We start from the raw sequence: 25,340 nt of genomic DNA on the forward strand, positions 1-25,340 counted from the left end.
AAACTCTTATCCAATAATAAGATAAGAGTTTATTCATGGTTATTATTTCGTTTCACGATGTAAAGTGTGTTTTTTTAGACGTGGGCTATATTTCATAAGCTCAATACGTTCAGGATTATTTCGTTTGTTTTTCTTCGTAATATAATTACGATCTCCTGTTTCAGTACAAGCAAGAGTAACGTTTACGCGCATGATTTTCCCTCCAAACTATTCAATCTAACGATGTATAAATTTTAAAAGATTTTGCTTGTCACAATAATTTCCAGTGACGTTCGCAGTTTCTTCTAAGCAGTAAGTAAGCTTTTATACTTTCTAAACAGCTAAGAAAATATTCTACAGACTTTTATTATAATAGCAGAGTTTTTTAAAACAATCAACAATCAGTTGGAATTATTTTAAGGTTTTCTCACACTTGAATATATGGTATAACTAATAATGGAGTATAAAATAGGAGGGAAATAAATGATTTATGCAGTAATTACAATCATTGTAGTGGCTGTCGTTTTATTTATTCTATCATTTTTCATGAATGATAGATTTGAAGAACTGGAACGTCAAGTTGAGCAACTATCTATGACAAACATGAAGGATACATACCAAATGCAAAAGAAAATCAAAGTTCTTGAAGAAGAATTATTACCAAATGATTTAGCTGAAGATTTTATTAGAAAATAAAAATAATAATCCTGTAAGTCAATAGAAATAAAGCTAGGATAATTAATAAATGAGGGAAAACAGAAATGAAAAAAACCATTCGTACATTTGCCATCGGTTTGTTTACAGCTGGAATCATTATGGTCATTGGCATGTATTTGTTTGATTCTAATTCCAATACACTAGATGAATTATCAGCTGAAGAAATGATTCCATTAATTAAGGAAGATGGCTACCATGTGCTAACTAGTGATGAATATATTTCATTAACCGTTAAGAGCGAAAATAATAATGGTGCTCCAGAAGAAAAAGCTGAGGATAAAGCTGCTGAAAAACAGGAAGTAGCTAAAACTGAAGAGCCTGCAAAAAAAGACACAGGAAAAGCAAAAGCTGCAGATCAAAAAGAGACAGAACAGACGAAAACAAAAGAAGATGCTGCAACTCCTGAGAAAAAGCAAGAAGAAAAGATTATTAACTACACATTGAATATTGAACCAGGAATGCCTGCATCTACCATAACTTCCGTACTGGCTGAGCAAGGTATTATTGAAAATGCAGGTGAATTTAATAGTTATTTAGACGAGCATGACTATACACTTAAAGTTAGAATGGGAACACATGAAGTAACAAGTGCCATGAGTTTCTATGAACTAGCTGAAGCAATTACAAAATAAGCTATAGGGCAGAAATATAATCTTTTCTGCCCTATAGCTTTTAGTTTAGATTGAAATTCTCGCCTTTTACTAAATACAAGATACTCTCACCAATATTTGTTATATGGTCCGCAAATCGTTCCACATACCGACCACAGTATGCGACCTGCATAACAAATTGAATTTTATCAGGGTTGGTTGCTGTTTCACCAAGTAATTCACTAACAACTTTTTTATACAATTTATCGACTTGGTCATCCATTTCAGCAAGTTTTCCTGCACTTACAATGTCTTCCTTTTGAAAAGCAAGAATAGCTGCTTCTAGCATTTCTATCGTCATTTCCTGCATTTTTCTCAACCCTTGCGGAAGTGTTGACATATTTTCTCCTAAATGAATCGCCGATCTAGCAATATTCTTTGCATTATCCGCCATTCTCTCAATATCCGTTACAATTCGTAAGACGATAATAACTCTTCGAAGATCAGTTGCAACAGGTTGTTGTTTTGCTATCAGTAAAATTGCTTTATTATTAATATCCAATTCTTTCCGATCAATTTTACTATCATCCTCAATGATACGTTTTGCCAAATCAGAATCCTGACTATACAATGCATCCATTGCAGCTTTTAAAGCCTCTCCTGCATCTCGAGCAAGTTCAATAATATTTCTATCAAGTTCTTCTAGTTCTTGTTGGAATTGATCACGAGTAACCAATCAAGTCAGCTCCTTTACTGTTCATACATAGTAAACTTCATGTTTTTTTAACTCAATAATGTACTTTATTAGTATGATAAGCTTATCATAAAAAATTTAGAATTGGAAATAATACCATAAGAGAACGATAGAAAAGACCTAAAATTGATTAATTTTAGGCCTTTCCTACTTATTCGTTCTCTTGTTCAATATTAGTGCTTTCGTCAAGATTACCGCCATTTTCTTTCATTTCAAAATAGGTATCGAGTATTCGTTCCCCAATTATATTGTTAATTGAATGCTGATTACTTACAATTCCTAAACTAGGAACGACAACTGCAAAAGCGACTTCTGGCTCTTCAAATGGTGCATAACCAACTAGAGTACGATTTTCAGTATTCGTCATAACACCTTCATCCCATGTCTCTGTTTCTGCAGTACCTGTTTTCCCTGCAGAAGTGTAATCTTTATTCCCAAAGTAACTTACCGCTGTTCCGCCTTGTGAATGGAAAACCCGTCGGAATCCTTCTTGAACCCTTTCAATATTTTCCATTTCAATTTTGTTCAGCACCTTCGTACCATTACTTTGATAAACCGGACCAAGTTCTTCCATTGAAGCAATTGGCTCGCGTATCTCTTTTAGAAAATGTGGCTGAACACGATAGCCACCATTCGCAATCGTTGAAATGTATTGTGCAAGCTGCATCGTTGTATACGTATCATACTGACCGATTGCAAAGTCCAATAGATTCCCTGCTTGTGGTTCTGTTCCTACATACCCAGTTGCTTCATACGGAAAATCAACGCCTGTTTTAACCCCAAGTCCAAATTGCCAGAAGTAATTGCGCATTTGTTGAAATGCTTGAACATTAAGTGACGTTTTACTCCCATTTGGATACGGGTAGCGGTAGTCACCGCCCATTCTCAAAGCAATATAGAACATGTAAACGTTGGAAGACATTCTTAATGCATCAAGGTCATTTACAGATCCGAGATCTTGCCAAGAACCTTTCCATAGGCCTCCTATTCTAATCGGTGAGTCATAAAATGTTTGTCCTGGTGTGATAACCCCTGATTCATATCCAGCAAGAACCGTTGCTCCTTTGATAGATGACCCTGGCGCATTGGCATTATACAATGTTCTAAAATCATCATTCGTAAATTCTCCTTCGTCGCGATTATAATGCTGTCCACTTATTGCCAATATTTCGCCGCTCTGTGGATTCATTACAACAGCAAGCGCATCTTCTAAGAAACGATTTTGATATGGAAACTTATTGATTGCTGTTTGTAATTCCTCTCTTACAATCTTATCTACTTCTTCTTGGAATTCCATATCAATCGTTAACACTAAGTCTTTACCACGCTGGCCTTCAACAATGGTCTTCGAATCAACGACAACACCATTTTTCGTTGTCGTGTACTCAATTTGTTCTTTTCTTCCTCTAAGAATATCCTCGTAATATTCTTCTAGACCACTCTTACCTACACGATCATTCCTGCTATAGCCTCTTGTTAAATAATATTGCTCCTGCTCAGCTGGAATCCCCTCTTTTTGTGTTGTGATAGAGCCTAAAATACTTCTAAGTGTCCCATCGTATAGATAATTGCGATTCCAGTCGGTAGTTGCATTTATTCCTGGTAATATACTAAGGTGCTCGGATACTTGTGCATACTCTTCTGCAGTCACATCTTCATTTTTTACAATTTGTGGTGTAAGTGAATATGCCTTATCCAATTCCCGTTTAATTGCGATAACTTCTAATTCCTGCTTAGAGAAATTCGCTATTTCTTCATCTGTTATTAAATCAATTGTCGCATTATATACTTCAGCATTATCCATTTCAGCCTTAGCTTCAGGAGTTAAGCGCTCATCTACTTCTTCTTTGTTCAAAAGATAGTAATATTCCCTTTTATCACGATCCGTAACTTTATCGATATATTCTTCACTATCCATTGAGATATATTCAGCTAACTTCTCAGCAACTTCCAATCGTTCCTCTGCCTGCGTACCTTTTGCAGGGGTATACGTAATTGAGTATACTGGCTCATTATCTACAACAACATCATAATTTCTGTCGTAGATTTTCCCTCTTGGTACAGGAATTTTGGTTGTGTCCTGTATGGTACGTTCAATTTCATCCTGATAAGCTTCCCCATTTAAAATTTGCACAACTCCCAGCTGTAAAATCAATACAGAAAACATGAGAAATATTGCAAAAAATAATAAGTTTATACGGAATGGGAGTTGTTTTTTCTTCTTTTTTTTCTTCTTGTCAACCAATGGTTCTCCCCCACTTCAAATTTCTAATCCAATTCCTTACTTATTAAATTTTACCATATCTAGCGATCTTTTTCGTCAGTTATTTGATCTTTTATTAAGATTTCTCTTTTTTTATGACTTCCTAATGAAATATTTTTAACATATAGATAAATAAATAGATGTGCAGTCCCTAATACAACTAATAGAATTGGAATTACTCTAACTGCTGAATAGAGATGTGCTATAAAGATAAAGATCGTAATCGAGATGATTCTGCCAATGTTTAGAAATAATTCACGGACAACGATGTATTCTATCCTTAATTGCTTAGCATTACGTGCATGACCGATTACATCGTACGTCAATGAAACATATGGCACATTAATAATTGGATAGGCTATCCCAATTATAATCGCATATACAATTAAATAAATGAAATTAATAGGAAATAAGAATATGAAGCTTGAAATACTAAGCAGGATAGACCCAATCAGGACTGCCTTTTTCCTAGCAGACGGTTTAATATATTTTGTTGCAATAAAATAAAGAACAATTGATATTCCGGATAGATATAAATTAAAGATACCTAAAGCAAATTCACTTTGAGTTAGGACAAACACCCAGATGGAAATAACAAATGCAAAAACTCCCTCGCGTAACCCTTGAAAAAAGTGAGCATGCAATATTCGTTTCCAATTCTTGTTATTTTTCCGTTCTTTTAACACTTGGAAAAATTCGTAGTTCCCCTCAGCGCTTCTTCTCTTCAGCAAAAAGCTAATCGCTATAGAACAAATAAACAAGAATAGAGAGATGGTGAAAATTGTTGTGTATCCAATATTGGCCTTCATATTTGAAATAATAATTCCCGCTAATAACGGGCCTATCATTCCGCCAAACGATTGTAAAATTCCTAAGAATCCATTGAAGAAATCTCTTGTATCTGGCTCTGTTATTTCAAATGTTAATACATTAAATGCCAACCAATAAAAACCATAGCCAATTCCGAGTAAGCTGCCCAACAAGAAATTAAAGGTTGAAGCATGATTACCAATTAATAATACGCTTAGGAAGAATAGAGCTAAAAAAATTACTCCTAATCGAAGAACAATAATCCGATCTACTTTCTTTGCAAGCCTTCCAGCAATAATAAAAGTTATCGCTTGAAAAATATAGGCTGCTAAATTATATATTGCAATCGTTATATAATCACCTGATTGTTTCCATATGTAAATATTTACAAATGTGTTAGACAGAAAAATTCCTAAAGAATATAATCCGCCAATAATTAATAACAATAGTAAATCACGGTTCATGACCATCTTATCATTGATAAATTCTCGAATCGCCTGCATAACTAACTACTCCTTTTGAATATTTCTTAGTGTAAGCATTTGAGTATTAGATATGCAAAAAAACACGCGAAAGATTCGCGTGTTTTTTTTTAAGTTATTATATTACTTGGCTTCGTTATAGTTTTTAGCAACTTCATCCCAATTTACTACATTCCAGAACGCTGAGATGTAATCTGGGCGTTTGTTTTGATAGTTAAGGTAGTAAGCATGCTCCCATACATCAAGACCTAATAAAGGTGTTTTACCTTCCATTAGTGGTGAATCCTGGTTTGGTGTGCTTGTTACTTCCAGCTCGCCCTTATTAAGAACTAACCATGCCCAACCTGAACCAAAACGGGTTGTAGCAGCTTTTGCAAATTCTTCTTTAAATGTATCAAAACTACTGAATTTAGCATTGATTTTCTCTGCTAATTCGCCAGTCGGTTCGCCACCGCCATTTGGTGATAATAATTTCCAGAAAAGGCTGTGGTTAGCATGTCCCCCGCCATTATTTCGTACAGCAGTACGAGCGCTCTCAGGTACAGCGTCTAAATTACTAATTAATTCCTCAAGAGATTTTTCCTGAAGATCTGCTAAACCTTCTAATGCACCATTTAAGTTAGTAACATACGTGTTGTGATGTTTCGTATGATGAATGTTCATTGTTTCTTTGTCGATTGTTGGTTCTAATGCGTCATATGCATATGGTAATTCAGGTAGTTCAAATTTTGCCATGAATATCTTCCTCCTCAAATGATAATGTAAGGGATTCATTACCCTTTAATAAGTAGATTATCACTGCTTGCTTATTGTTGCAATTTATTTGCTCTAAATCCGAGTAAATTGAAGATATTTGTTGGAATATAATTGGAACCGTGCAAAAATTAACTAAGGATTTGACCACCAACTGAAAATACGACAAACAAAAAAACAAGCAGTTCGCTTGTTTTTAAGAGTGATGGCGCGAGACGGAATCGAACCGCCGACACAAGGATTTTCAGTCCTTTGCTCTACCGACTGAGCTACCGAGCCATATGGAATTGGATATTACTTTAATAAAATTTATTTCTACTTAGTACTTGTACATCTTAGAAATAATGGAGGAGGTAGAGGGATTCGAACCCCCGCGCGGTTTGACCCGCCTGTCGGTTTTCAAGACCGATCCCTTCAGCCGGACTTGGGTATACCTCCGAGTTTTTATGGTGGACCCTGCAGGACTCGAACCTGCGACCGATCGGTTATGAGCCGATAGCTCTAACCAACTGAGCTAAGGGTCCTTTTCTGAAGTTAAGTTTATGGGGCGACCGGTGGGGATTGAACCCACGAGTGCCGGAGCCACAATCCGGTGCGTTAACCACTTCGCCACGACCGCCATATCAACACTCATATTAAATTGGTAGCGGCGGAGGGGATCGAACCCACGACCTCACGGGTATGAACCGTACGCTCTAGCCAGCTGAGCTACGCCGCCAATTTGGCTCCACAGGTAGGATTCGAACCTACGACCGATCGGTTAACAGCCGATTGCTCTACCACTGAGCTACTGTGGAATAATACATATGAGTTAAAACTTAAAGACTGCGTTCAAGATAATATTTTCAGCCATTACATTATTAATTAGGAAACATTTGTTTGCTTTAATTAATTAGCAACGAAATCTAATTTATCATGTTTCGCGAAATCTGTCAACACTTTTTTTATTTTTATCAAAATCAAAATTATGTATGACGCTCTGAAGCGACAATAATTATATTACCACCTTCAAAAAAGAAAATCAACATATATTTTACAAAAAAGCTAAATTTATTCTAAAAAAGACTTAATTCTTAATCATTTTGGTTGAATTTTGTTGTGTTTTTTACATAAAAAGCGATCACTCTCCAATATGAGAATGATCGCTTTTATGTCAAATAATGCAACTTTTTATCTCGACTATTATTATTGTACCTTCTCCACTAATATTTTTGTTCCATCCACTTGGACAACGCGAACCTCACTTTCCCTCTCAATCCATTGCCCTTCCGATACAGCACTATAATCTTTATTTTCAATTCTTATCGTCCCAACTGGCCGCATGTCATTTAAGGTAATTCCAGTTTTACCAATTAACAACTCGTAATCCATATTCATGGAATTATATCCTGCCTCTTTTGTTAATTGATCGTTCAAAGCAAGTTTTGTCCACATTTGTCGTTTCTTGAATACTTTTAAAAATAGGAATGAACCCGCCCCTCCAATCAAGACACCCAGCACGGAATATAAGCCTGCTGTTAAATTAGGTGCTGCTAGCGCAACCGCAATTAACATAATAACTAAACCAATCGTTGCCAGCGTACCATCATTTACAATCTTTCCATCAACAATTATAAGTAATAATCCGACGAAATATAAAATAAGCATAATGATAAAGGAGCTAGATTCGAGGTATGCAGCAAAATAAACTGTAATAAAGCCTATTCCTAGGATTCCGAATATACCGCGAGCATTTACTAATACTTCACCAATTAGAAATAAGGTCCCAAGTCCAGTGATAATAAATCCAATCCATACTAAATCAAATATTTCCAAATGAATTCCTCCCTATACCCAATAATACGTATTCATTTCATATTTAGTTTCAAAAAAGGAGATTATTATAATTTTATGAAGCGACTCATGATCTATATGCTTTTTATTTTATTATGTATGAGTATTTATAAAGATTTATCAATTGGCAATTTATCAAGTCAAGAAAATATTAGTCCGCTCGAACAATCTCCTCATTCTGATTATACTATAACGCAAATAAAAATCACTATTGGTGATACAGTATTATCTGTTATGGAGAAAATGAATGTTGATGAAAGTAATCAGTTAGATATTTCGAGGATAATGGACGACTTTAAGCAATTAAACCCTACAGCAGATCCTTTTCACCTTGAGCCTAATGCATTTTATTATTTTCCTGTATATAAATAGTACAAAAGATTAATTTGCAAAAAAAAATAGAGACTGAATGAAGTCAGTCTCTATTATTTAGCTAGAAGAAAGGTCTAAAGAAAAGTGTCATGATGATGGAAATTACTCCAGCTGCAATTGCGATATTTCCTAGTGTATCGGCTCCTTTACTTCTAGAAACAAACCCTAGAATTATCCCAGCAGCGCCCAATACAAATGGCCACATGAAGAATGAAATCACTGATAGAGCTATCCCAATCCAACCATATGAACTAATAACATCACCAGAATCGCCTCTGCTATCCGCTCTTGCATAGTCATCTGCAGTAAACTCTGATGCGAACTCCTCATTACGTGCGCTGTCCGTATCAACATCAACAAAATGATATTCGTTATCTCTTGATGAATCATCTGTCACTGGATTTTTTCTGTATTTTTCGTCCAATGGAAGACCTCCTTTTTAAAATAGTTGAGGTGCAGTTATATTGTATGGATTCTCTCCCTTTCTTAATGATGTTAGTTTTTGGCAACATAACCATTTAAAATTAAAAATTTCTTTTGTAATCTTAAGTAAATTTTTCGGAATGGGTGCATATAGTACATTAGAGTGCTTTTATTAAAGGGGTAATGCGAATATGTCAATTTTCATTAAAGAGATGGTTAAGGTTAGATTAAAGAATCTTAGCACAAATGATCTTCTACATTATGGAAAACAGTATGGGTTTTCTATATCTACTGCTCAGGCAAAGGCAATTATTGATTTCTTAAAACAAAATACACTTGATCCATTTATTAAACAGGACCGAGAGAAAATGTTTTCTAAATTGGCTAACATTACCGATAATAACACTTCCAAGAAGGCAGAAAAATTATTTCATGGCTTGATAAAATCCTATGGACTGGAACATTTATTTCAGTAAAAGATCAATGTCCATACAACCCAATTCGTGCAATCTGAATCGGTTAATGGAAATAGATTAATCAAATAACAGCATTGTAATAACGATTCTTAACAATAAAAAAAGGGATAACCGCTTAGAGTTATCCCTATCAATGATTCATTTCATTTTTAAGCATTCATAATAATTTCTTTCAATTCCTCAACAAATTCACCATTTTTAATCATATCAATTTCAAACTTATATGGCGCTTTTTTGTTTTTCTTATCCTCGCCTACATATGGCGTCTCTAGAATTTTTGGAATTTCAATTAACTGTGGATGATGTACAACATAATGCAGTGCTTTAAATCCAATCTGACCAAATCCAATATTTTCATGTCTGTCTTTATGGGCTCCACGTACATTTTTACTGTCATTTACATGAACAACTTTAATACGATCAACACCAATAATCTTATCAAATTCATTTAGGACACCATCAAAGTCGTTTACAACATCATAGCCCGCATCGTGAATATGACAAGTGTCAAGGCAAATAGACAGTCTGTCATTATGTGTTACTCCATCAATAATTCGTGCGATTTCTTCAAATGAACGGCCAATTTCTGTTCCTTTTCCTGCCATTGTTTCAAGAGCAATTTGTACGTCCTTATCCTTCTCAACTACTTCATTTAAACCTTCGATGATCTTCTTTATTCCTTCATCTGCACCTGCACCAACATGCGCACCAGGATGCAACACAATTTGTTTCGCACCTAACGCAGCAGTACGATCAATCTCATTGCGTAAAAAGTTGACACCCAGCTCAAAGGTTTCTGGCTTTGTTGTATTGCCAATATTAATAATATATGGCGCGTGAACAATTATATCTGACATACCATTCTTTACCATATGCTCCCTGCCTGCATCAATATTTAATTCTTCAATCGGTTTTCTTCTTGTGTTTTGCGGTGCACCTGTATAAATCATAAATGTATTTGCACCGTAAGATGCAGCTTCTTCACTAGAGCCGAGTAGCATTTTCTTCCCATTCATTGATACATGTGAACCTATTTTTAACATCTTTAAATCTCTCCCATTATCTACATTGTTATTTGCCGCGATTAAATCTAGATTTCCTTGTCAACTGCTTCTTAATTGATTCTTGTTGCTGTTTCATTTTCTTCTTGTACCCAGGTTTAACCTTTTTCGCTTTACGGACTTGCTTCCATGCTTCCTTTTCAATATTTGTTGTAGTTTTAGTTCTTAAATGACGTTCATTCCAAGGCTTGGCTTCTTTCCATTCCCCATTTTTTACATCAACATACTTAAAAGTAAGACCTTTATCTTCTAATTTCTCAATAAGCTTCACATCGGATTCATTATATAGGCTGATTGCGGTTCCTTCCATTCCTGCTCTTGCTGTTCTGCCAACCCGATGAATATAAAATTCTTCCTCTTTTGGAATCTGCGCATTAATGACATGGCTAACTCCTTTTATATCAATCCCTCTAGCAGCTAAATCGGTCGCAACTATATATTGATAACGAAGGTTTTGAATTTCCTTAAGCACTCTTTTTCTTTCTCTCGGTGTTAAGCCACCATGAATTAAGCCCACATCCATGCCTCTTTCTTGAAGGGACGCAGCTAAGTCATTCGCAAGCTGTTTACCGTTTGTAAAAATAATCGCTAAATATGGCTGAATTGCTTTCGATATATCTATAATAACATCCGCTTCATTGCGATGTTTCAAGGCAACAAGCCGATGTTCCATTGTCTCAGGTGAAAAATGATCTGATACCTTAATATACAATGGATTTTCTAGATATTTTTTGAAGAAATGCTGTAATCGCTCTGGAATAGTTGCTGAGAATACTAGTAATTGAACATTCTCCTTAGAACGAATTAACAATTGGTCTACATCATTGATAAATCCTAAATCAAGCATTAAGTCTGCTTCATCTACAACAAAAGATTGTGCAGAATAAATCGACAATGCTTCCTCTTTAACTAAATCCAATATTCTACCAGGCGTTCCAACAATAATATGCGGTGGCTCCTTTAACTTGTCAATCATCTTCTGCTTATCAGTTCCGCCAACAAGCAATTTAGATAACCATATTCCTTCCTTTCCAGCATGCTGGATGACTTTCTTTACTTCATCATGTAATTGGGTTGCCAGCTCCCTTGTAGGCGCTGTAATCACCATTTGTACGGTCCGCTTACTTGCATCAAGACGATCAAATAATGGAAGTAAAAACGCATGTGTCTTGCCTGACCCTGTTCGTGATTGTCCAATTACGCTTTGCCCTTCTAAAACTGCTGGAATTACCTTTTTCTGTACCTCTGTTGGCTCAGTAAAATTGAGTTTACGAACCACTTCCATGGTCGATTCCTGAAATGAAAATTGATTAAACCCACTATTATTCATAAATAATATTGCTCCTTTGGGGTGTCTACCCAGTTATTAAATAAATTGAAATGGTTCTGTACTTGTTTCCGATGTAATAATTTCTATCCAATCTTTATTAAGTTCTTTTTCTAAAAACAGCTTTGTCGCTTGCTTCATTACTTTTTCTATATTATGGCCAGCATCAATGACAGGTAAGCCCATTTGCCATGCATCCTGGGCCACATGGAAACTCATATCGCCTGTTATATAAACATCTGCACCTTTTTGGCGTGCCAAGTGAATATACTTCTCGCCACTTCCACCCAAAATTGCTATTTTCCGAACTCGCTTATCCAAATCACCAATGACTCTCATATTTGGGACATCTAATGTTGATTTTACATGTTCACATAAATCTCGGAGTTTCATTGTAGCGGATAGTGTACCAATCCGTCCAATTCCAAACGTTTCCCCTTGATTTTTCAATGGAAAAATATCATAAGCTACTTCCTCATATGGGTGTGCACCAATTATTCCATTAATCACTTTTGTAATACGTTCTTCCTTTACAATCGTTTCGATTTTTATTTCATCAACGAATTCTAATTCATTTTCCGCACCGATATAAGGAGCAGCGCCTTCTAATGGCTTGAATGTCCCCTGACCATTTGTTTGGAACGTACAATGGCTATAATTCCCAATATGACCCGCACCGTTTTCTGACATAGCACTTCTTACTTGGTCAACATGAGTTGTTGGTACATATACTGCGATTTTATAAAGCTTTTGACTGCTAACTTCAGTTAGTATTTCCCTTGAGGCTATCCCTAGTAAATCACAAAGCATGTCATTTACGCCACCATTTGCCGCATCAAGATTCGTATGTGCCGCATAGACAGTAATTTGATTTGTTAATAATTTGTGGATGATTCTGCCTTGAGGGGTATCCAAATTTATTCGCTTTACCGGGTTAAATAATAGTGGATGATGAGCAATAATTAAATCAATGTTTTTTTCAATTGCTTCATCAACAACAGATTCTAACACATCGAGGGTAATCATCACTTTCTTCACGGTCTTATTATAGGAACCAATTTGCAGGCCCACATTATCCCATTCATATGCTAAATGTTTTGGGGCCCAGTTTTCAATCACATGAAAAATATCATTATTTTTATATTCACGCTTCATGGTCCAGTACCTCCTTAATCCAAATTAGCTCTTCCTCAAATTGCTTGAGTTTCCGTTCATCCTTCACTTTCGCTTTCTTTATTTGTTTAATGATACGTTCTGTTTTTTCATGCTCACTACTCCATTTTTCAAAGAATTCTTTTGTTTTATTTTCTAATAGTAATGGTCCAAAAAACAATTGTTTTGGATCTAAATCCTGTTGTTTTGACATGTTCCATTCTACCTTATCCGCAACAATAATTTCATATATATGTTGGTTCTCTTCTACTACTTCCTCACTAGTAATGATGAAACCATTTTCGTTAAACCATTTCCTGACATTCCTAGCATCAATATTTGGCTGAGCGATTATCCGTTTTACATGTTGAACTTTGGACTTACCCTCCTCCAAAATGGATTTTATTAACGCTCCACCCATACCAGCAATTACAATTTGTTCCACATTGTCCAGATTATTTAATACTCCTAGACCATTGCCTAATCGAACCTCAATAGATTCATTTAATTGATAATACTCGACTGTTTTTATTGCACTTTTAAATGGTCCTTCATTTACTTCTCCTGCAATTGCCCTCGATGACTTATCTTGTAAGCATACATAGCATGGCAAATAGGCATGATCTGAACCTATATCTGCAAATTTTGCACCTTTTGGCAGATAGGAAGCTACTTTTGTTAATCGTTTGGAAAGATTCAATGTTTGTGTCATTTCGTTCTCCTTCATGAAAAAGAAAAGCTTTCTGTTTATTCCAGACAGAAAGCTTACAAAGTATATTTTTCTCAATTACCAAATAATAATAATTTAAAAATTCCCATGTAATTACTGGGAAAAGCAACAGGTATTCCCAATATTATTCATCAAATACCCCAAAAATGTCTTACTGTTTCTCACTTAACCAATCAGCAAGTAATGTTGCTTCCTCTTCAACAACTTGTGTTTGAGCTGGCATTTGCCCTTTACCATTTTGAATGATAGAAACGATATCTTCAGCTGATAGTGTTGATCCTATAGTAGTTAACTCAGGACCCATTCCACCACTTAAATCTGCACCATGACATGCAGCACAATTTGCTTGGAAAATTTCCTCAGGATCTGTTGATACTTCTCCACCGGAATCTTCTGTTTGCTCATTTCCACCTTCTTCTGCAGCTTGTCTATCTGCTCGTTGGTCGACACCAATGAACGAGATGATAATAACTGCAAGTACCCCTATAATCGCAATGATAGCAAATGGTAAAACAGAGTTTCTTTTCATTACGTTTCCTCCTTATGTACTCCCCATTATTATGTATCTAAAAAGAACATTACATATAGTTTACTCGAAAATCGATTTAGTTTAAAGGATTATCCTATGATATTTTATAATGTAAAGTAAAGTATTGAAAAAATCAAAAGAAAAATGCTAATTACCATTAGGAATTTGAGCTTAAATTTGTTACCAATTAAAAACCACCCGACAAAATTCAACGTAATAACAAAATATAAAATATATTGATCTGAGACCAACTGATTACTTAAGAAAATCGTCAACAACAATATCAAAAACAGGGTAATCATCAATGCCAGCTTTGTAATCCAAGCATTTGCTTGCTTATGGTAACCATATGACCAAATTGCATAGCATAGAAAAAGAATTAAAATGCCTAGTTGCAATCCCGAATGAAATTCCGTAAAATAAAGAACAAGGAAAGAAAACGGTAACAACAAAATTAAAAGACATAGCTGAAGAATCAAGTTAGAATCGTTTCTCGTTTCTTTAGGAGTGTCAGTTTCTTCTGTTTCCATTATTCTATCGCCTTTCGTATATAATGCTAGCAGAAAGTCGCATTGTTCTTGTGGCAATAGTTTATGGTTTTTCCAAAATGTAATTTCATTGATAATCACAGTAATCCGATCATTATCTGCCACCACATTCACTCCAATACAAACAGCAGCATAGATTTCTAATAATAATATTACAAGAAAAAAGCCACTGAGCATAGAAATACTCAAGTGACTATGCTCAGGATTTTATTCCAAAAAGTCTTTCAAACGTTTACTGCGACTTGGATGTCTTAGTTTCCGGAGTGCTTTCGCTTCAATCTGACGGATACGTTCTCTAGTAACACCAAATACTTTACCTACTTCTTCTAATGTTCTAGTGCGTCCATCATCAAGTCCAAAGCGAAGACGTAGGACGTTTTCTTCACGATCAGTTAAAGTGTCAAGCACGTCTTCTAATTGCTCTTTCAAAAGTTCATATGCAGCATGATCAGAAGGCGATATGGCCTCATGGTCTTCAATAAAGTCACCTAGATGGGAATCGTCTTCTTCACCAATCGGTGTCTCTAATGAAACAGGCTCTTGCGCGATCTTAAGAATATCACGAACTTTCTCAGGACTTAGCTCCATCTCTTCGCCAATTTCTTCAGGAGTAGGCTCTCTACCTAAATCCTGTAATAATGAACGTTGAACACGAATCAATTTATTAATCGTCTCAACCATATGAACTGGAATACGAATTGTTCTTGCTTGGTCGGCAATTGCACGTGTGATTGCCTGACGTATCCACCAAGTTGCATACGTACTAAATTTAAAGCCTTTTTGATAGTCAAACTTCTCAACTGCTTTTATTAATCCCATGTTTCCTTCTTGAATTAAATCCAGAAATAACATTCCACGACCAACATAGCGTTTAGCAATACTCACAACTAGTCGTAAATTCGCCTCTGCAAGACGTCGTTTAGCTTCTTCATCTCCTGCTTCAATTCGGGTAGCAAGTTCAATTTCTTCTGCAGCAGATAATAGGTTAACTCTCCCTATTTCCTTTAAATACATCCGAACTGGGTCGTTAATCTTAATCCCATGAGGGACACTTAAATCATTAACGTCTACTTCCTCTTCTTTTGAAATTTGCTGCATATTAGGATCTTCATCAGACTCACCAATTACTTCTACACCTTGTTCACCTAGGTACTCATAAAATTCGTCCATTTGATCTGGTTCGATTTCAAAGTTGGACAAGCGGTCAGCAATTTCTTCATAGGCAAGCGTTCCACGTTTTTTACCCATTTCAACTAATTGTTCTTTTGCCTGTTCAATTGTTTGGGCTGTCTCTTTTGTTTGGGAAGGCTTTTTATCGGCCATGAGTCCCCCTCCTTCCAGACTACGTTAAAAATTTAATTTGTGTGCTTTAGCTGTTTGCGTATTTCAATAATTTGCATTGCAATTTGCGCTGCTTTCAGTGGATCTTTCTGCTGTTCAGCTAGTTTCTGTTGCTCTTTAAGCAACTGAATACTAACGACATCATTGTTTTGTGAATGGATAATTCGAATATAATCATTGATTTCTTTATCGCTTATTTCTTCCTCAATAGGAGCCATCGCAATCTCTGTTACAAGCTGCTTTAATTCCTGTTCCGTTAGATTTTCAATGAATACACTAACGTCTGGTGAGTGTCCAGTTTCATAAAAGGCATATAAATGTGTAGCAATTATTTTGTGTGCATCAACATTAAACCCTGCACCTATTTCATCTCGCACTTTTTCTGTAATAAATGCGTCTTGAAACATATAAGATAATAATTTTCTTTCTGCATTATGATACGCTGGAAGCATTTTTTTATTATGACGATAATTTATTGCTTTATTAGTATATCTGTTCTTGTCACTCTTATCCTGATGCGCGCCTACTTTTTGCCTATGTCCTTGCAGCTCACTTGCAAGCGTTTCAACAGAAATGTTATATTCTTTACTAAGCTGTTGTAAATAATATTCCCTTTCCACCGAGCTCTCAACCATTGCGAGTTCTTTAACAACCGCTTCAATATAGGTTATGCGGTCTCCTTCAAGACTTAGATTATAATCTTTCATTAAATATCGCATATAAAAACTGATATACGTGTCACTTGCCTGTATTACTTCATTATTAAATGCCTCTCCACCATGCATCTTAATGAAATTATCGGGATCCATATTATCTTTTAAATTTGCAACTTTTATCTGACAACCAACTTTACGTAAAAGGTTAGCTGCTTTGTAGGTTGCCTCAAGTCCAGCTTTGTCGCCATCATAACAAATAATTACGGTATCGACATAACGTTTTAATAACTTAGCCTGGCCTTCAGTTAATGAGGTACCAAGTGTTGCAATGACATTTTTAATATCTGCTTGATACGCGGAAATTACATCCATGTATCCTTCAAAAAGGATAACTTCATTTTCTTTACGGATGTGTTTCTTAGCTAAATCAAAATTATAAAGTAATTTGCTTTTTTGAAACAGCTCACTTTCCGCACTATTCAAGTATTTGGGATCGCCACCAGAAATGGTTCTTCCACCAAAACCAATCGTTTTCCCAAGATTATTACGGATAGGAAACATGACCCTTCCTCTAAATCGGTCAGTTACACTATTGTCATCTTGTAAAGAAAGTAAACCTGCTTTAACAAGAATTGCTTGGTTGAACCCTTTCTTATTAAGAAATTCAGCAGTAAATTCCTTCAAATTAGGTGCATAGCCTAATTGAAATATATCTATCGCTTCGTCACTTATACCTCTATCCTTAAAATATTGGTAACCTTCCTTTCCATCTTTTGCATACCGTAATAAATGGTGATAAAGTTTGGTAAGCCATTCATATGCAGATAGAACACTCTGATTATCATTAGAAACAGTAGGTTCTTGGCGTATTCCAGTTTCAGGAAGCGCAACACCACTTCTATTCGCTAAAACCTTAATTGTTTCCTGAAATGAATAGTTCTCTATTTCCATAAGAAAAGTTATAACATTTCCACCTTTTCCACAACCGAAGCAGTGGAAAATTTGTTTCTCCTGTGTAACAGAAAATGATGGCGTTTTTTCTCCATGGAATGGACATAGTCCAACGTAATTTCTACCTTGTTTCTTTAATTGAACATACTCACCAGTAACTTCAACAATATCATTTGACTTACGTACTTCTTCAATTACTTCCTCAGGTATTTGATTCGCCATCGCTCATCACCATACTATTATTAATATTCGTGATAGATTTAGAAAATCCTTCACATTTCGACATTTTTTTCTCAAAAAGAGAAAAAAGTCTACTTTTTGTTACAAATGTTAAATCAAAGGATATATTTATTCCAGCTTTTACTCCTTTATAAATAATTTCATGCCTAAAAAGTATCGATTAACAGTGATAATACCGCTTTCTTGTATAATTCTACACAATACGGTTGGATTCCTGCTTTATCTTGAATGTTTTACTTTTCAGAATATCATCTAATGAATAATAAGGAATACCTATATCTTTACACAAATGATTATTATAATACAATCTAATAAATATTTCTATATATATGCTTCAATTTGCGAAAAAGAATAAAAAACATTCTACTTATCATGTAGTAGAATGTTTTTTATTACGCTTATCTTTCATTCTTAATTAAATGTAAAATACTATTCGCTGTTTCTTCTACTGCTTTATTCGATACGTCAATTACTCTACAACCTATTCTATCCACAATTTTATCGAAATAATCAATTTCATGATTGATTCGTTCTAAATTTGCGTAGGTTGCTTGCCCACCAAGCCCGAGTACCTTCAAGCGTTCCTTTCGAATTTCATTTAATTGTTCCGGCTTGATCTTTAAACCAAAGCATTTAGATGGGTCCACTTCAAATAACTCTTCAGGCGGGTTAACCTCAGGAACAATAGGGACATTTGCAACTTTAATACTATTATTCGCTAAGTACTGAGATAGTGGCGTTTTTGATGTTCTTGAAACACCTATCAAAATAATATCAGCACGTGCTATACCTCGCGGATCTTTGCCGTCATCGTATTTCACCGCAAATTCAATCGCTTCAATTCTTTTAAAATAGTCTTCATCTAATTTATGGACAAGCCCTGCTTCAAGTCTGGGACTCACCTTGAAGACTCGTTCCATTGAATTAATCATTGGTCCCATAATATCAATTGCTTCAATTCCAAATTGTTTTGCTTTATCATTTAAATATTGACGAAGCTTAGGATCAACTAGTGTAAAACCAATGATTCCATTGTTGTCATTTGCTAGTTGTAAAGCTTCATCAATTGTAGCTTGATCATCTACATATGGAAACCGATTTATTTTATATTCTTGACCATTAAATTGACTTAAACCTGCTTTGATTACTAACTCAGCAGTTTCTCCCACAGAATCGGAAATCACATAGACAATAGGATTTGAACTCATCAATAAGCTCCTCTCATTACTAGATAATTTTTATATAGATTTCTCATTTGTCAGCTCTACAAATGCTCTAGTTATCGTTGTTTTTGTCACACGACCGATGACTACTAATCCATTCTCTGTATCTTTAACTACTGGCAGCCCATCTATTTGTTTATTAATTAATTTATTGGCTACATCCAGTAGTAAATCATCCTTGCGACATACTGTAATATTCGGCATTCTTGTCATGATGATATGGACAGCGATTGCGTTCAAATCTTTTTGGCCAATACTAGCTCTAAGTAAATCTTTCCGTGACAAAATTCCTGTTAAACAAGAGTTCTCATTTACTACAAACAATGTGCCTACATCTTCCAAAAACATCGTTGAAATAGCATCATATACAGAGGTACTTTCTTTAACAATGATCGGGATTTGCTGGAATTCATGTACCTTGTATTTTTTTACCTTTTCGGTTATTAATTCAAATCCTGTTTTACCAGTATAAAAATAGCCAACACGGGGCCTTGCATCAAGAAATCCCGACATCGTTAGTATTGCTAAATCCGGCCGCAATGTTGCCCTTGTCAGATTTAATCGTTCTGCAATTTGTTCCCCGGTTATTGGTCCATTTCCTTTTACTATTTCTACAATCTTTTCCTGTCTGTTTGATAATTCCACTTCTACACCACCTAGGCATTATGCCATACTATTAATAATTATTATAGTCTATTTATGGTAAAAAGGGAAATTACGTTATACTTATTTGAAAACGGTAAGACTTTCAGCATTTGTCATCCTTGATTAAATAGCTACTAAATAAAACCGGAAATTTAAAAATGCTGTTTCCATTCTATTAGAGATAGATCCGCAAAGTCGGTTACTAATGATGCAATCCGATTAATTAGGGCCAATCGATTATTTCTAACCTGAATATTGTCAGTCATTACCATATTATTATCAAAGAAAGCATGGATTGGTTTACTTAACTCACTTAAAATAGATAATGCCAATTGTGCATCTTTGTTATTGCTTGCCGTGCTATATGCCGCAACGCTATCTTCATATTGACTAAATAACACTCGTTCTGAATCGGTTTCGAATAAGCTAGGATTAACTTCCATTTGTTCAATTTTATTAGCTAAATTCAGCAGACGGACTAATGCTTCCTGAATCGGTTTAAAGTCCTCCTCATTTCGTTTTGTAGAAAGTAATTTTGCCTTTTCCTCTGTATAGTAGAAAATACCAATTTCTTTATGAACAACTGCCTGAATAACATCCTGTTCAACAGCCAATTCTTTTAATAAAAATGCTGCACGAAGTTGGAAAAATTCATGAAGATCTCGAGTTACGTCCTCTTCCTTCGCTTGTTCGATTGTTAATGTTTGATATAAGGATTGGGTAATCCCCATGATTTTTTCAAGCGAAATATTCCATTTCCTTGCTGAAAGTATTCGTAATATACCTGTTGCTTGACGTCGTAATCCATACGGATCTTGAGAGCCAGTTGGTTTGAGTCCAACCGAAATACAACCAACAATCGTATCAATCTTATCTGCAATACTGACTACTGCTCCAACTACGGTTTCAGGTAATTCACCATTTGCTTGTCTTGGTAAATAATGCTCACTAATTGCTTTTGCAACAGTTGGATCTTCACCAAAATAGGTTGCATATTTTTCACCAATAACTCCTTGTAATTCTGTAAATTCATTAACCATATTGGTCATTAAATCAAACTTGGAAATTTCAGCAGCTCTTATCGCAAGTTTCTGTTCCCTTTCATCTAGGCCCAATAATTTTGTCAACTCTTTGGTTATGTGAACCACACGGTCAACTTTTTCACGAATCGTTCCTAATTTCACCTGGAAGACTACACGATTTAATTTTTCTAAGTAAAAATCAATTGATTGTTTCTTGTCCTCTTCAAAGAAGAACTTCGCATCAGCCAGTCGAGCTCGAAGTACTTTCTCATTCCCACGTATGACAGTTTCAATCGATTGATTATCCCCGTTTCTAACGCCAATAAAATGAGGTAATAACTTTCCTTCTCTAGATATAACCGGGAAATAACGTTGATGCTCTTTCATTGAAGTAATTAATACTTCTGAAGGTAACACTAAATATTCCTCTTCAAATGATCCAAGAAAAACAGTAGGATACTCCACTAAATTTCTCACTTCATTTAGGAGTTTTGAATCAACCGGAATCGTGAAGCCTTCCTTTTCTTCTAATTCATGGATACCTTCCAAAATTAACCGTTCTCGTTCGTCCGGGTCAGCAATGACATAATTCTCAAGTAATACCGATTGATATTGTTCAGGATTATCAAGGATAATCTCTTTACCTAAGAAGCGATGCCCAAACGTTTTATTACTAGTATGAACACGGGCAATCTCGAATGGTATAACGTCACTTCCATATAATGCAACTAACCAGCGGATTGGTCTTGCATATTTGAGTGTTTCTGTTCCCCAGCGCATATTTTTACCAAACTGAATACTCTCAATAATTTCTTTGAATACTGGTAATAGCTCCATTGTTGGTTTACCCTCAATATGCTTTTTGACAAAGATATAATTTACACCTTTTAATTCCTTAAAATAGATATCCTCTGGTGTCTTTCCTTGCCCTCTTGTAAATCCGATTGCAGCTTTTGTCCAATTTCCATCTGCATCTTTCGCAATGCTCTCTGTAGGTCCTTTTGCTTCTTCTTCAATTGTAGTTTGAAATTCTGCCACATCTTTGATTTGTACTGCTAATCTTCTTGGTGTAGAAAAAGAAGTAATCGACTCATATGAAATCCGTAATTCTGTTAAAGCTTTGGCAGCTTTATCAAGAAATTGCTTTTCGGCGTCATCTATAAAACGCGCTGGTAATTCTTCTAAACCAATTTCAATAATGACATCTTTAGCCATTTATTTCTCCTCCTTTAACATTGGGAAACCAAGACGTTCACGCTCGGCAACATATGACTTGGCGATACTTCTTGCCAAATTTCTTATTCTCGAGATATAACCAGTCCGCTCCGTCACAGAAATTACGCCTTTTGCATCTAAAAGATTAAAAGTATGCGAACATTTTAGAACATAGTCATAGGCTGGAAAGACAAGTCCCTTCTCCATTGTTGCCTTCGCTTCCTCTTCATACATGGAAAATAACTGGAAGAGCATCTCTGTATTCGATTCAGTAAACGTATATTTCGAATGCTCATATTCTGGTTGAAAGAAAATATCCCTTACTGTTACACCATCTGTCCATTCTAAATCAAACACATTTTCTTTATCTTGAATATAAGAAGCCAGTCGTTCAACTCCATAAGTTAATTCTACGGTTACTGGACTTGCTTCAAGTCCACCAATTTGCTGGAAATAGGTGAATTGTGTTACTTCCATTCCATCTAACCATACTTCCCAACCAAGCCCAGCAGCTCCTAAAGTTGGGTTCTCCCAGTTATCCTCGACAAATCGAATATCATGTTTTAATGGATCAATCCCTAGTTTTTCGAGTGATTCTAAATAGAGCTCTTGAATATTATCTGGTGAAGGTTTCATAATTACTTGAAACTGATGATGCTGGTATAAGCGATTTGGGTTTTCACCATAACGTCCATCTGCCGGCCTTCTTGATGGCTCCACATAAGCAACATTCCATGGCTCGGGTCCTAAGCTACGCAGCAATGTCATTGGTGACATTGTACCAGCACCCTTTTCCACATCATATGCTTGAACAAGAATACAATTTTGATCAGACCAATGTTTTTGTAATGTTAAAATCATTTCCTGGATATTCATCCACTTTAACCTCCATTAAGATAAAATATTTTATTAGAAAACTTTTTAATCTGTCTGCCAATCCTTCAGGCGAGTTACCTTAATTTCGCTTATATAGTAAGAAATATATATTCTTTACTACGAAAAAGAAAACCGTCCCTATGCCTATATAAATTATATAGGCATAGGGACGGTTTTTACCGCGGTTCCACCCTATTTGCTCAAAATTTGAGCCACTTTATTTAGCCTGCTCCAGAGTGCCATTCCCAAAAAACTCTATTACCTAGCTTTCACTATCCTAGGCTCGCTTCAATAGAATGTAATTTGGTACTCTTCTCCATCATTGCAAACGATTAGTTATTGAAATATGTACAAATCATACTGCATCAATTTGTTTCTGTCAATAAAAGTAATCTACCTAAGCAAATCAAGTTGCTTTAGGAACTTTCTCGATTTTAAATAGTAGCCGCCATACTGATCATAATATGCATCGAGAATGCGGCGTAATAATTTGAGATTCTCAGGCTTTATTGAGATATTGCCAACCCTTTCTAAGCCAACATTAACGAAAAGATATAAAATCTTTGTTAACGATTCTGGTAGTGGGATAGCATTTTCATCTAGGTGGATGCAGCGTCTGCAAAGGAACCCACCTTCAGCGATGGAAAATGCAAACGGTAATTCTTTGCTTCTACAATTACTGCATTCGTTAACAGTTGGGGCAAAGCCACCTTTTTTAAATAATTTTAATTCGTACATCATGATTGGAACCTCTGCGGCCTCATGATCCGCTATCCAGTTTAACGTACCATATAATTGTTCAAACAGATTTATGTCTGGAGCCTGTGCATCAAGTAATTTATCAGTTAATTCCATAATATATGCGGCATAGGCCGTTTTAATAATATCTTCTCGAACCGGACGAAAGGACTCGATTATTTCTCCCTGTTGAATCGTACTTAATCCTTTATTCAAATAGACAAAAAATTGAGCATAGATAAATGGCTGTGTCACAGCAGCCATTCTACTCTTCGGTTTTTTCGCTCCTTTTGCAAGAGCTGTAAACTTGCCAATCCTTTTACTATAAACTGTTATAATTTTATGTGACTCGCCATAATCCTTGGCTTTTACGACAATTCCATCTAATTTTTCAAGCACATATTTTCACCTTTCTTAATCGCGAAGCAAAGAACAAATGTTTAACGCCTGAAAGCTACATATTCGTGTCAAAAGTTGATATTTTATCATCATTTAAATTTCCAAGTTCAGGTTGGTTTACTCCATTTTCTAATTCTTTTAATAATAAATAGGTTTCAATGTTTCCTGTCTCACTAAAAAGCTTCCATGTTAGCTCTACCACAAGAAACCCCACCTTTCTATTTTTATTAAAGCTAAAAAATCTAACTTATAGTTAGCTTGACCCCACTTGTGCAAATCATAAGTATAAAATATTACCATATCTTAATATTCGTCGTTTTTAAATCCAAACTCATTAAGCTGACTTTGCTTGTTTCTCCAATCTTTTTTCACCTTAACCCATAGCTCTAAATATACTTTCGAACCAAGTAATGCTTCGATATCTTTTCTGGCATTTTTACCGATATTTTTCAACATACTTCCTTGTTTTCCAATTAAAATTCCTTTTTGAGTACTTCGTTCTGTAATAATCATCGCTTGAATGAAAATCGTGTTGTTATCTCTTTGTTCAAGGTTTTCCATCACAACGGCTATCGAATGTGGGACTTCTTCTCTAGTCAGCTCGAGAACTTTTTCTCTAATTAATTCGGTTATAATAAATCTTTCTGGATGATCGGTTACTTGATCACTTGGATAATATTGTGGTCCTTCAGGAATATGATTTTTAATTACATCAAGTAAATGATCAACATTATTTCCTTCCAATGCTGAGATCGGAATAATTTCTTCAAAATTACCTTTTTTGCTATATTGTTCAATTAATGGCAAGATCTCATTCGGATGTATCAAGTCGATTTTATTTATTATTAGAAAAACAGGGCTGTTTACCGATTGTAATTTATCCAAAATGTACTGATCGCCTTTACCGTATCCTTCTTTCGCATTAATCATAAAGATGATAGCATCTACTTCATTCAGTGTATTTTCTGCTATCCGCATCATAAAATCACCAAGTCGATGCTTGGGCTTATGAATACCAGGTGTATCGATAAAAACGATTTGTGCATCGTCTGTTGTTAACACACCTTGAATTTTATTTCTTGTAGTTTGTGGTTTATCGCTCATAATTGCGATTTTCTGACCGATTACTCGATTTAAGAATGTCGATTTACCTACATTTGGTCTGCCAATAATTGCGATAAATCCTGATTTAAATGAATTAGTTTCCATGTTGTATCCTCCGGGACGAATTTCTT

At 35.4% G+C, this 25,340-nt stretch carries 26 protein-coding genes, 6 tRNA genes and 1 other annotated feature; of the genes, 4 read left to right on the forward strand and 28 right to left on the reverse strand.

Going from position 1 to position 25,340, the window contains the following annotated elements; all coding sequences use genetic code 11:
- Positions 1 to 42 precede the first annotated feature (42 nt).
- The gene (gene rpmG / locus CUC15_RS11280) at positions 43 to 192 is read right to left on the reverse strand and encodes a 50S ribosomal protein L33 (protein WP_114916753.1); all 150 of its coding nucleotides are present in this window, start codon (positions 190 to 192) and stop codon (positions 43 to 45) included.
- Between the two features lie 270 nt (positions 193 to 462).
- Between rpmG and CUC15_RS11285 the strand changes: the two genes are divergently transcribed.
- Together CUC15_RS11285 and CUC15_RS20495 are read left to right on the forward strand one after the other, a co-directional pair.
- On the forward strand, positions 463 to 675 hold the full coding sequence (locus tag CUC15_RS11285) for a hypothetical protein (protein WP_114916754.1): 213 nt from the start codon (positions 463 to 465) through the stop codon (positions 673 to 675).
- A 65-nt stretch (positions 676 to 740) separates the two neighbouring features.
- Positions 741 to 1,328 carry a hypothetical protein gene (locus CUC15_RS20495; protein WP_242985837.1) on the forward strand — a complete coding sequence of 196 codons (588 nt, stop codon included), beginning with the start codon at positions 741 to 743 and terminating at the stop codon, positions 1,326 to 1,328.
- Positions 1,329 to 1,368: 40 nt separating this feature from the next.
- On the opposite strand, the gene phoU is transcribed toward CUC15_RS20495, so the two are convergent.
- From phoU to CUC15_RS11345, 11 genes are all read right to left on the reverse strand, one after another.
- Positions 1,369 to 2,022 carry a phosphate signaling complex protein PhoU gene (gene phoU, locus CUC15_RS11295; protein WP_114916755.1) on the reverse strand — a complete coding sequence of 218 codons (654 nt, stop codon included), beginning with the start codon at positions 2,020 to 2,022 and terminating at the stop codon, positions 1,369 to 1,371.
- A gap of 169 nt (positions 2,023 to 2,191) precedes the next feature.
- Positions 2,192 to 4,285, reverse strand: coding sequence for a peptidoglycan D,D-transpeptidase FtsI family protein (locus CUC15_RS11300; protein ID WP_242985839.1), 2,094 nt, complete (start codon positions 4,283 to 4,285; stop codon positions 2,192 to 2,194).
- 59 nt (positions 4,286 to 4,344) lie between these two features.
- Positions 4,345 to 5,616, reverse strand: a complete 1,272-nt coding sequence (locus tag CUC15_RS11305; RefSeq protein ID WP_114916756.1) for an MFS transporter — start codon at positions 5,614 to 5,616, stop codon at positions 4,345 to 4,347.
- 102 nt (positions 5,617 to 5,718) lie between these two features.
- Positions 5,719 to 6,330 (reverse strand): superoxide dismutase SodA, encoded by a 612-nt coding sequence (sodA, locus tag CUC15_RS11310; protein WP_114916757.1) that lies wholly within the window; start codon positions 6,328 to 6,330, stop codon positions 5,719 to 5,721.
- Between the two features lie 224 nt (positions 6,331 to 6,554).
- Positions 6,555 to 6,627: transfer RNA gene (locus CUC15_RS11315), tRNA-Phe, on the reverse strand.
- A gap of 66 nt (positions 6,628 to 6,693) precedes the next feature.
- A tRNA-Ser gene (locus tag CUC15_RS11320) sits at positions 6,694 to 6,786 on the reverse strand.
- A 9-nt stretch (positions 6,787 to 6,795) separates the two neighbouring features.
- Positions 6,796 to 6,872, reverse strand: a tRNA-Ile gene (locus tag CUC15_RS11325).
- Between the two features lie 19 nt (positions 6,873 to 6,891).
- A tRNA-His gene (locus tag CUC15_RS11330) sits at positions 6,892 to 6,967 on the reverse strand.
- 22 nt (positions 6,968 to 6,989) lie between these two features.
- Positions 6,990 to 7,066: transfer RNA gene (locus CUC15_RS11335), tRNA-Met, on the reverse strand.
- Between the two features lie 4 nt (positions 7,067 to 7,070).
- A tRNA-Asn gene (locus CUC15_RS11340) sits at positions 7,071 to 7,145 on the reverse strand.
- Positions 7,146 to 7,533: 388 nt separating this feature from the next.
- Positions 7,534 to 8,163, reverse strand: coding sequence for an NfeD family protein (locus CUC15_RS11345; protein WP_114916758.1), 630 nt, complete (start codon positions 8,161 to 8,163; stop codon positions 7,534 to 7,536).
- A gap of 75 nt (positions 8,164 to 8,238) precedes the next feature.
- Between CUC15_RS11345 and CUC15_RS11350 the strand changes: the two genes are divergently transcribed.
- Entirely contained in the window at positions 8,239 to 8,553 is a 315-nt protein-coding gene (locus CUC15_RS11350) for a hypothetical protein (RefSeq protein ID WP_114916759.1), read from the forward strand.
- A gap of 61 nt (positions 8,554 to 8,614) precedes the next feature.
- Here the strand turns inward: CUC15_RS11350 and CUC15_RS11355 are convergent, their stop codons facing one another.
- Entirely contained in the window at positions 8,615 to 8,977 is a 363-nt protein-coding gene (locus CUC15_RS11355) for a hypothetical protein (RefSeq protein WP_114916760.1), read from the reverse strand.
- Between the two features lie 190 nt (positions 8,978 to 9,167).
- Here CUC15_RS11355 and CUC15_RS11360 point away from each other — a divergent pair, with 190 nt between their 5' ends.
- Positions 9,168 to 9,452, forward strand: a complete 285-nt coding sequence (locus tag CUC15_RS11360; protein WP_114916761.1) for a DUF2624 family protein — start codon at positions 9,168 to 9,170, stop codon at positions 9,450 to 9,452.
- A gap of 149 nt (positions 9,453 to 9,601) precedes the next feature.
- Here CUC15_RS11360 and CUC15_RS11365 read toward each other — a convergent pair whose 3' ends face one another.
- From CUC15_RS11365 to era, 15 genes are all read right to left on the reverse strand, one after another.
- Complete coding sequence (locus CUC15_RS11365) at positions 9,602 to 10,495, reverse strand: deoxyribonuclease IV (protein ID WP_114916762.1); 894 nt, start codon at positions 10,493 to 10,495, stop codon at positions 9,602 to 9,604.
- A gap of 28 nt (positions 10,496 to 10,523) precedes the next feature.
- A complete protein-coding gene (locus tag CUC15_RS11370; RefSeq protein ID WP_114916763.1) occupies positions 10,524 to 11,843 on the reverse strand; it encodes a DEAD/DEAH box helicase in 1,320 nt (439 codons plus the stop codon).
- 36 nt (positions 11,844 to 11,879) lie between these two features.
- Positions 11,880 to 12,995: a Nif3-like dinuclear metal center hexameric protein gene (locus tag CUC15_RS11375; protein ID WP_114916764.1), complete on the reverse strand. Its 1,116-nt coding sequence runs from the start codon at positions 12,993 to 12,995 to the stop codon at positions 11,880 to 11,882.
- Entirely contained in the window at positions 12,985 to 13,704 is a 720-nt protein-coding gene (locus tag CUC15_RS11380) for a tRNA (adenine(22)-N(1))-methyltransferase (RefSeq protein ID WP_114916765.1), read from the reverse strand. The genes CUC15_RS11375 and CUC15_RS11380 overlap by 11 nt, the downstream gene beginning before the upstream one ends.
- Positions 13,705 to 13,873: 169 nt before the next feature.
- Entirely contained in the window at positions 13,874 to 14,251 is a 378-nt protein-coding gene (cccA, locus tag CUC15_RS11385; RefSeq protein WP_114916766.1) for a cytochrome c550, read from the reverse strand.
- A gap of 104 nt (positions 14,252 to 14,355) precedes the next feature.
- Positions 14,356 to 14,904: a hypothetical protein gene (locus CUC15_RS11390; RefSeq protein WP_162800306.1), complete on the reverse strand. Its 549-nt coding sequence runs from the start codon at positions 14,902 to 14,904 to the stop codon at positions 14,356 to 14,358.
- Positions 14,905 to 15,006: 102 nt separating this feature from the next.
- Positions 15,007 to 16,122, reverse strand: coding sequence for an RNA polymerase sigma factor RpoD (rpoD, locus tag CUC15_RS11395; protein WP_114916768.1), 1,116 nt, complete (start codon positions 16,120 to 16,122; stop codon positions 15,007 to 15,009).
- Between the two features lie 32 nt (positions 16,123 to 16,154).
- Positions 16,155 to 17,969 carry a DNA primase gene (gene dnaG, locus CUC15_RS11400; RefSeq protein ID WP_114916769.1) on the reverse strand — a complete coding sequence of 605 codons (1,815 nt, stop codon included), beginning with the start codon at positions 17,967 to 17,969 and terminating at the stop codon, positions 16,155 to 16,157.
- Between the two features lie 416 nt (positions 17,970 to 18,385).
- Positions 18,386 to 19,195 carry a pyruvate, water dikinase regulatory protein gene (locus CUC15_RS11405; protein WP_114916770.1) on the reverse strand — a complete coding sequence of 270 codons (810 nt, stop codon included), beginning with the start codon at positions 19,193 to 19,195 and terminating at the stop codon, positions 18,386 to 18,388.
- A 30-nt stretch (positions 19,196 to 19,225) separates the two neighbouring features.
- Positions 19,226 to 19,855, reverse strand: coding sequence for a transcriptional regulator CcpN (gene ccpN / locus CUC15_RS11410; RefSeq protein ID WP_114916771.1), 630 nt, complete (start codon positions 19,853 to 19,855; stop codon positions 19,226 to 19,228).
- Between the two features lie 152 nt (positions 19,856 to 20,007).
- The gene (gene glyS / locus CUC15_RS11415) at positions 20,008 to 22,092 is read right to left on the reverse strand and encodes a glycine--tRNA ligase subunit beta (RefSeq protein ID WP_114916772.1); all 2,085 of its coding nucleotides are present in this window, start codon (positions 22,090 to 22,092) and stop codon (positions 20,008 to 20,010) included.
- Positions 22,093 to 22,968, reverse strand: a complete 876-nt coding sequence (gene glyQ / locus CUC15_RS11420; protein ID WP_114916773.1) for a glycine--tRNA ligase subunit alpha — start codon at positions 22,966 to 22,968, stop codon at positions 22,093 to 22,095.
- Positions 22,969 to 23,130: 162 nt separating this feature from the next.
- Positions 23,131 to 23,300, reverse strand: a binding site (T-box leader).
- A 61-nt stretch (positions 23,301 to 23,361) separates the two neighbouring features.
- Positions 23,362 to 24,105: a DNA repair protein RecO gene (gene recO, locus CUC15_RS11425; RefSeq protein ID WP_114916774.1), complete on the reverse strand. Its 744-nt coding sequence runs from the start codon at positions 24,103 to 24,105 to the stop codon at positions 23,362 to 23,364.
- A 55-nt stretch (positions 24,106 to 24,160) separates the two neighbouring features.
- Positions 24,161 to 24,307 (reverse strand): YqzL family protein, encoded by a 147-nt coding sequence (locus CUC15_RS11430; RefSeq protein ID WP_114916775.1) that lies wholly within the window; start codon positions 24,305 to 24,307, stop codon positions 24,161 to 24,163.
- A gap of 101 nt (positions 24,308 to 24,408) precedes the next feature.
- Complete coding sequence (gene era / locus CUC15_RS11435) at positions 24,409 to 25,314, reverse strand: GTPase Era (protein ID WP_114916776.1); 906 nt, start codon at positions 25,312 to 25,314, stop codon at positions 24,409 to 24,411.
- Positions 25,315 to 25,340: the final 26 nt, after the last annotated feature.

Origin of the sequence: Oceanobacillus zhaokaii (genome assembly GCF_003352005.1) — a bacterium.
Classification (GTDB): Bacteria; Bacillota; Bacilli; order Bacillales; family Amphibacillaceae; genus Oceanobacillus; species Oceanobacillus zhaokaii.

What these genes read in the sequence shown, in the direction of transcription:
- dnaG (WP_114916769.1), bottom strand. Translation starts at nt 17,969, where the DNA reads ATGGCGAATCAAATACCTGAGGAAGTAATTGAAGAAGTACGTAAGTCA.
- CUC15_RS11365 (WP_114916762.1), bottom strand. Translation starts at nt 10,495, where the DNA reads ATGTTAAAAATAGGTTCACATGTATCAATGAATGGGAAGAAAATGCTA.
- CUC15_RS11285 (WP_114916754.1), top strand. Translation starts at nt 463, where the DNA reads ATGATTTATGCAGTAATTACAATCATTGTAGTGGCTGTCGTTTTATTT.
- CUC15_RS11305 (WP_114916756.1), bottom strand. Translation starts at nt 5,616, where the DNA reads ATGCAGGCGATTCGAGAATTTATCAATGATAAGATGGTCATGAACCGT.
- rpoD (WP_114916768.1), bottom strand. Translation starts at nt 16,122, where the DNA reads ATGGCCGATAAAAAGCCTTCCCAAACAAAAGAGACAGCCCAAACAATT.
- CUC15_RS11405 (WP_114916770.1), bottom strand. Translation starts at nt 19,195, where the DNA reads ATGAGTTCAAATCCTATTGTCTATGTGATTTCCGATTCTGTGGGAGAA.
- rpmG (WP_114916753.1), bottom strand. Translation starts at nt 192, where the DNA reads ATGCGCGTAAACGTTACTCTTGCTTGTACTGAAACAGGAGATCGTAAT.
- glyS (WP_114916772.1), bottom strand. Translation starts at nt 22,092, where the DNA reads ATGGCTAAAGATGTCATTATTGAAATTGGTTTAGAAGAATTACCAGCG.
- CUC15_RS11380 (WP_114916765.1), bottom strand. Translation starts at nt 13,704, where the DNA reads ATGACACAAACATTGAATCTTTCCAAACGATTAACAAAAGTAGCTTCC.
- era (WP_114916776.1), bottom strand. Translation starts at nt 25,314, where the DNA reads ATGGAAACTAATTCATTTAAATCAGGATTTATCGCAATTATTGGCAGA.
- CUC15_RS11360 (WP_114916761.1), top strand. Translation starts at nt 9,168, where the DNA reads ATGTCAATTTTCATTAAAGAGATGGTTAAGGTTAGATTAAAGAATCTT.
- sodA (WP_114916757.1), bottom strand. Translation starts at nt 6,330, where the DNA reads ATGGCAAAATTTGAACTACCTGAATTACCATATGCATATGACGCATTA.
- glyQ (WP_114916773.1), bottom strand. Translation starts at nt 22,968, where the DNA reads ATGAATATCCAGGAAATGATTTTAACATTACAAAAACATTGGTCTGAT.
- cccA (WP_114916766.1), bottom strand. Translation starts at nt 14,251, where the DNA reads ATGAAAAGAAACTCTGTTTTACCATTTGCTATCATTGCGATTATAGGG.
- CUC15_RS20495 (WP_242985837.1), top strand. Translation starts at nt 741, where the DNA reads ATGAAAAAAACCATTCGTACATTTGCCATCGGTTTGTTTACAGCTGGA.
- CUC15_RS11370 (WP_114916763.1), bottom strand. Translation starts at nt 11,843, where the DNA reads ATGAATAATAGTGGGTTTAATCAATTTTCATTTCAGGAATCGACCATG.
- CUC15_RS11350 (WP_114916759.1), top strand. Translation starts at nt 8,239, where the DNA reads ATGAAGCGACTCATGATCTATATGCTTTTTATTTTATTATGTATGAGT.
- CUC15_RS11375 (WP_114916764.1), bottom strand. Translation starts at nt 12,995, where the DNA reads ATGAAGCGTGAATATAAAAATAATGATATTTTTCATGTGATTGAAAAC.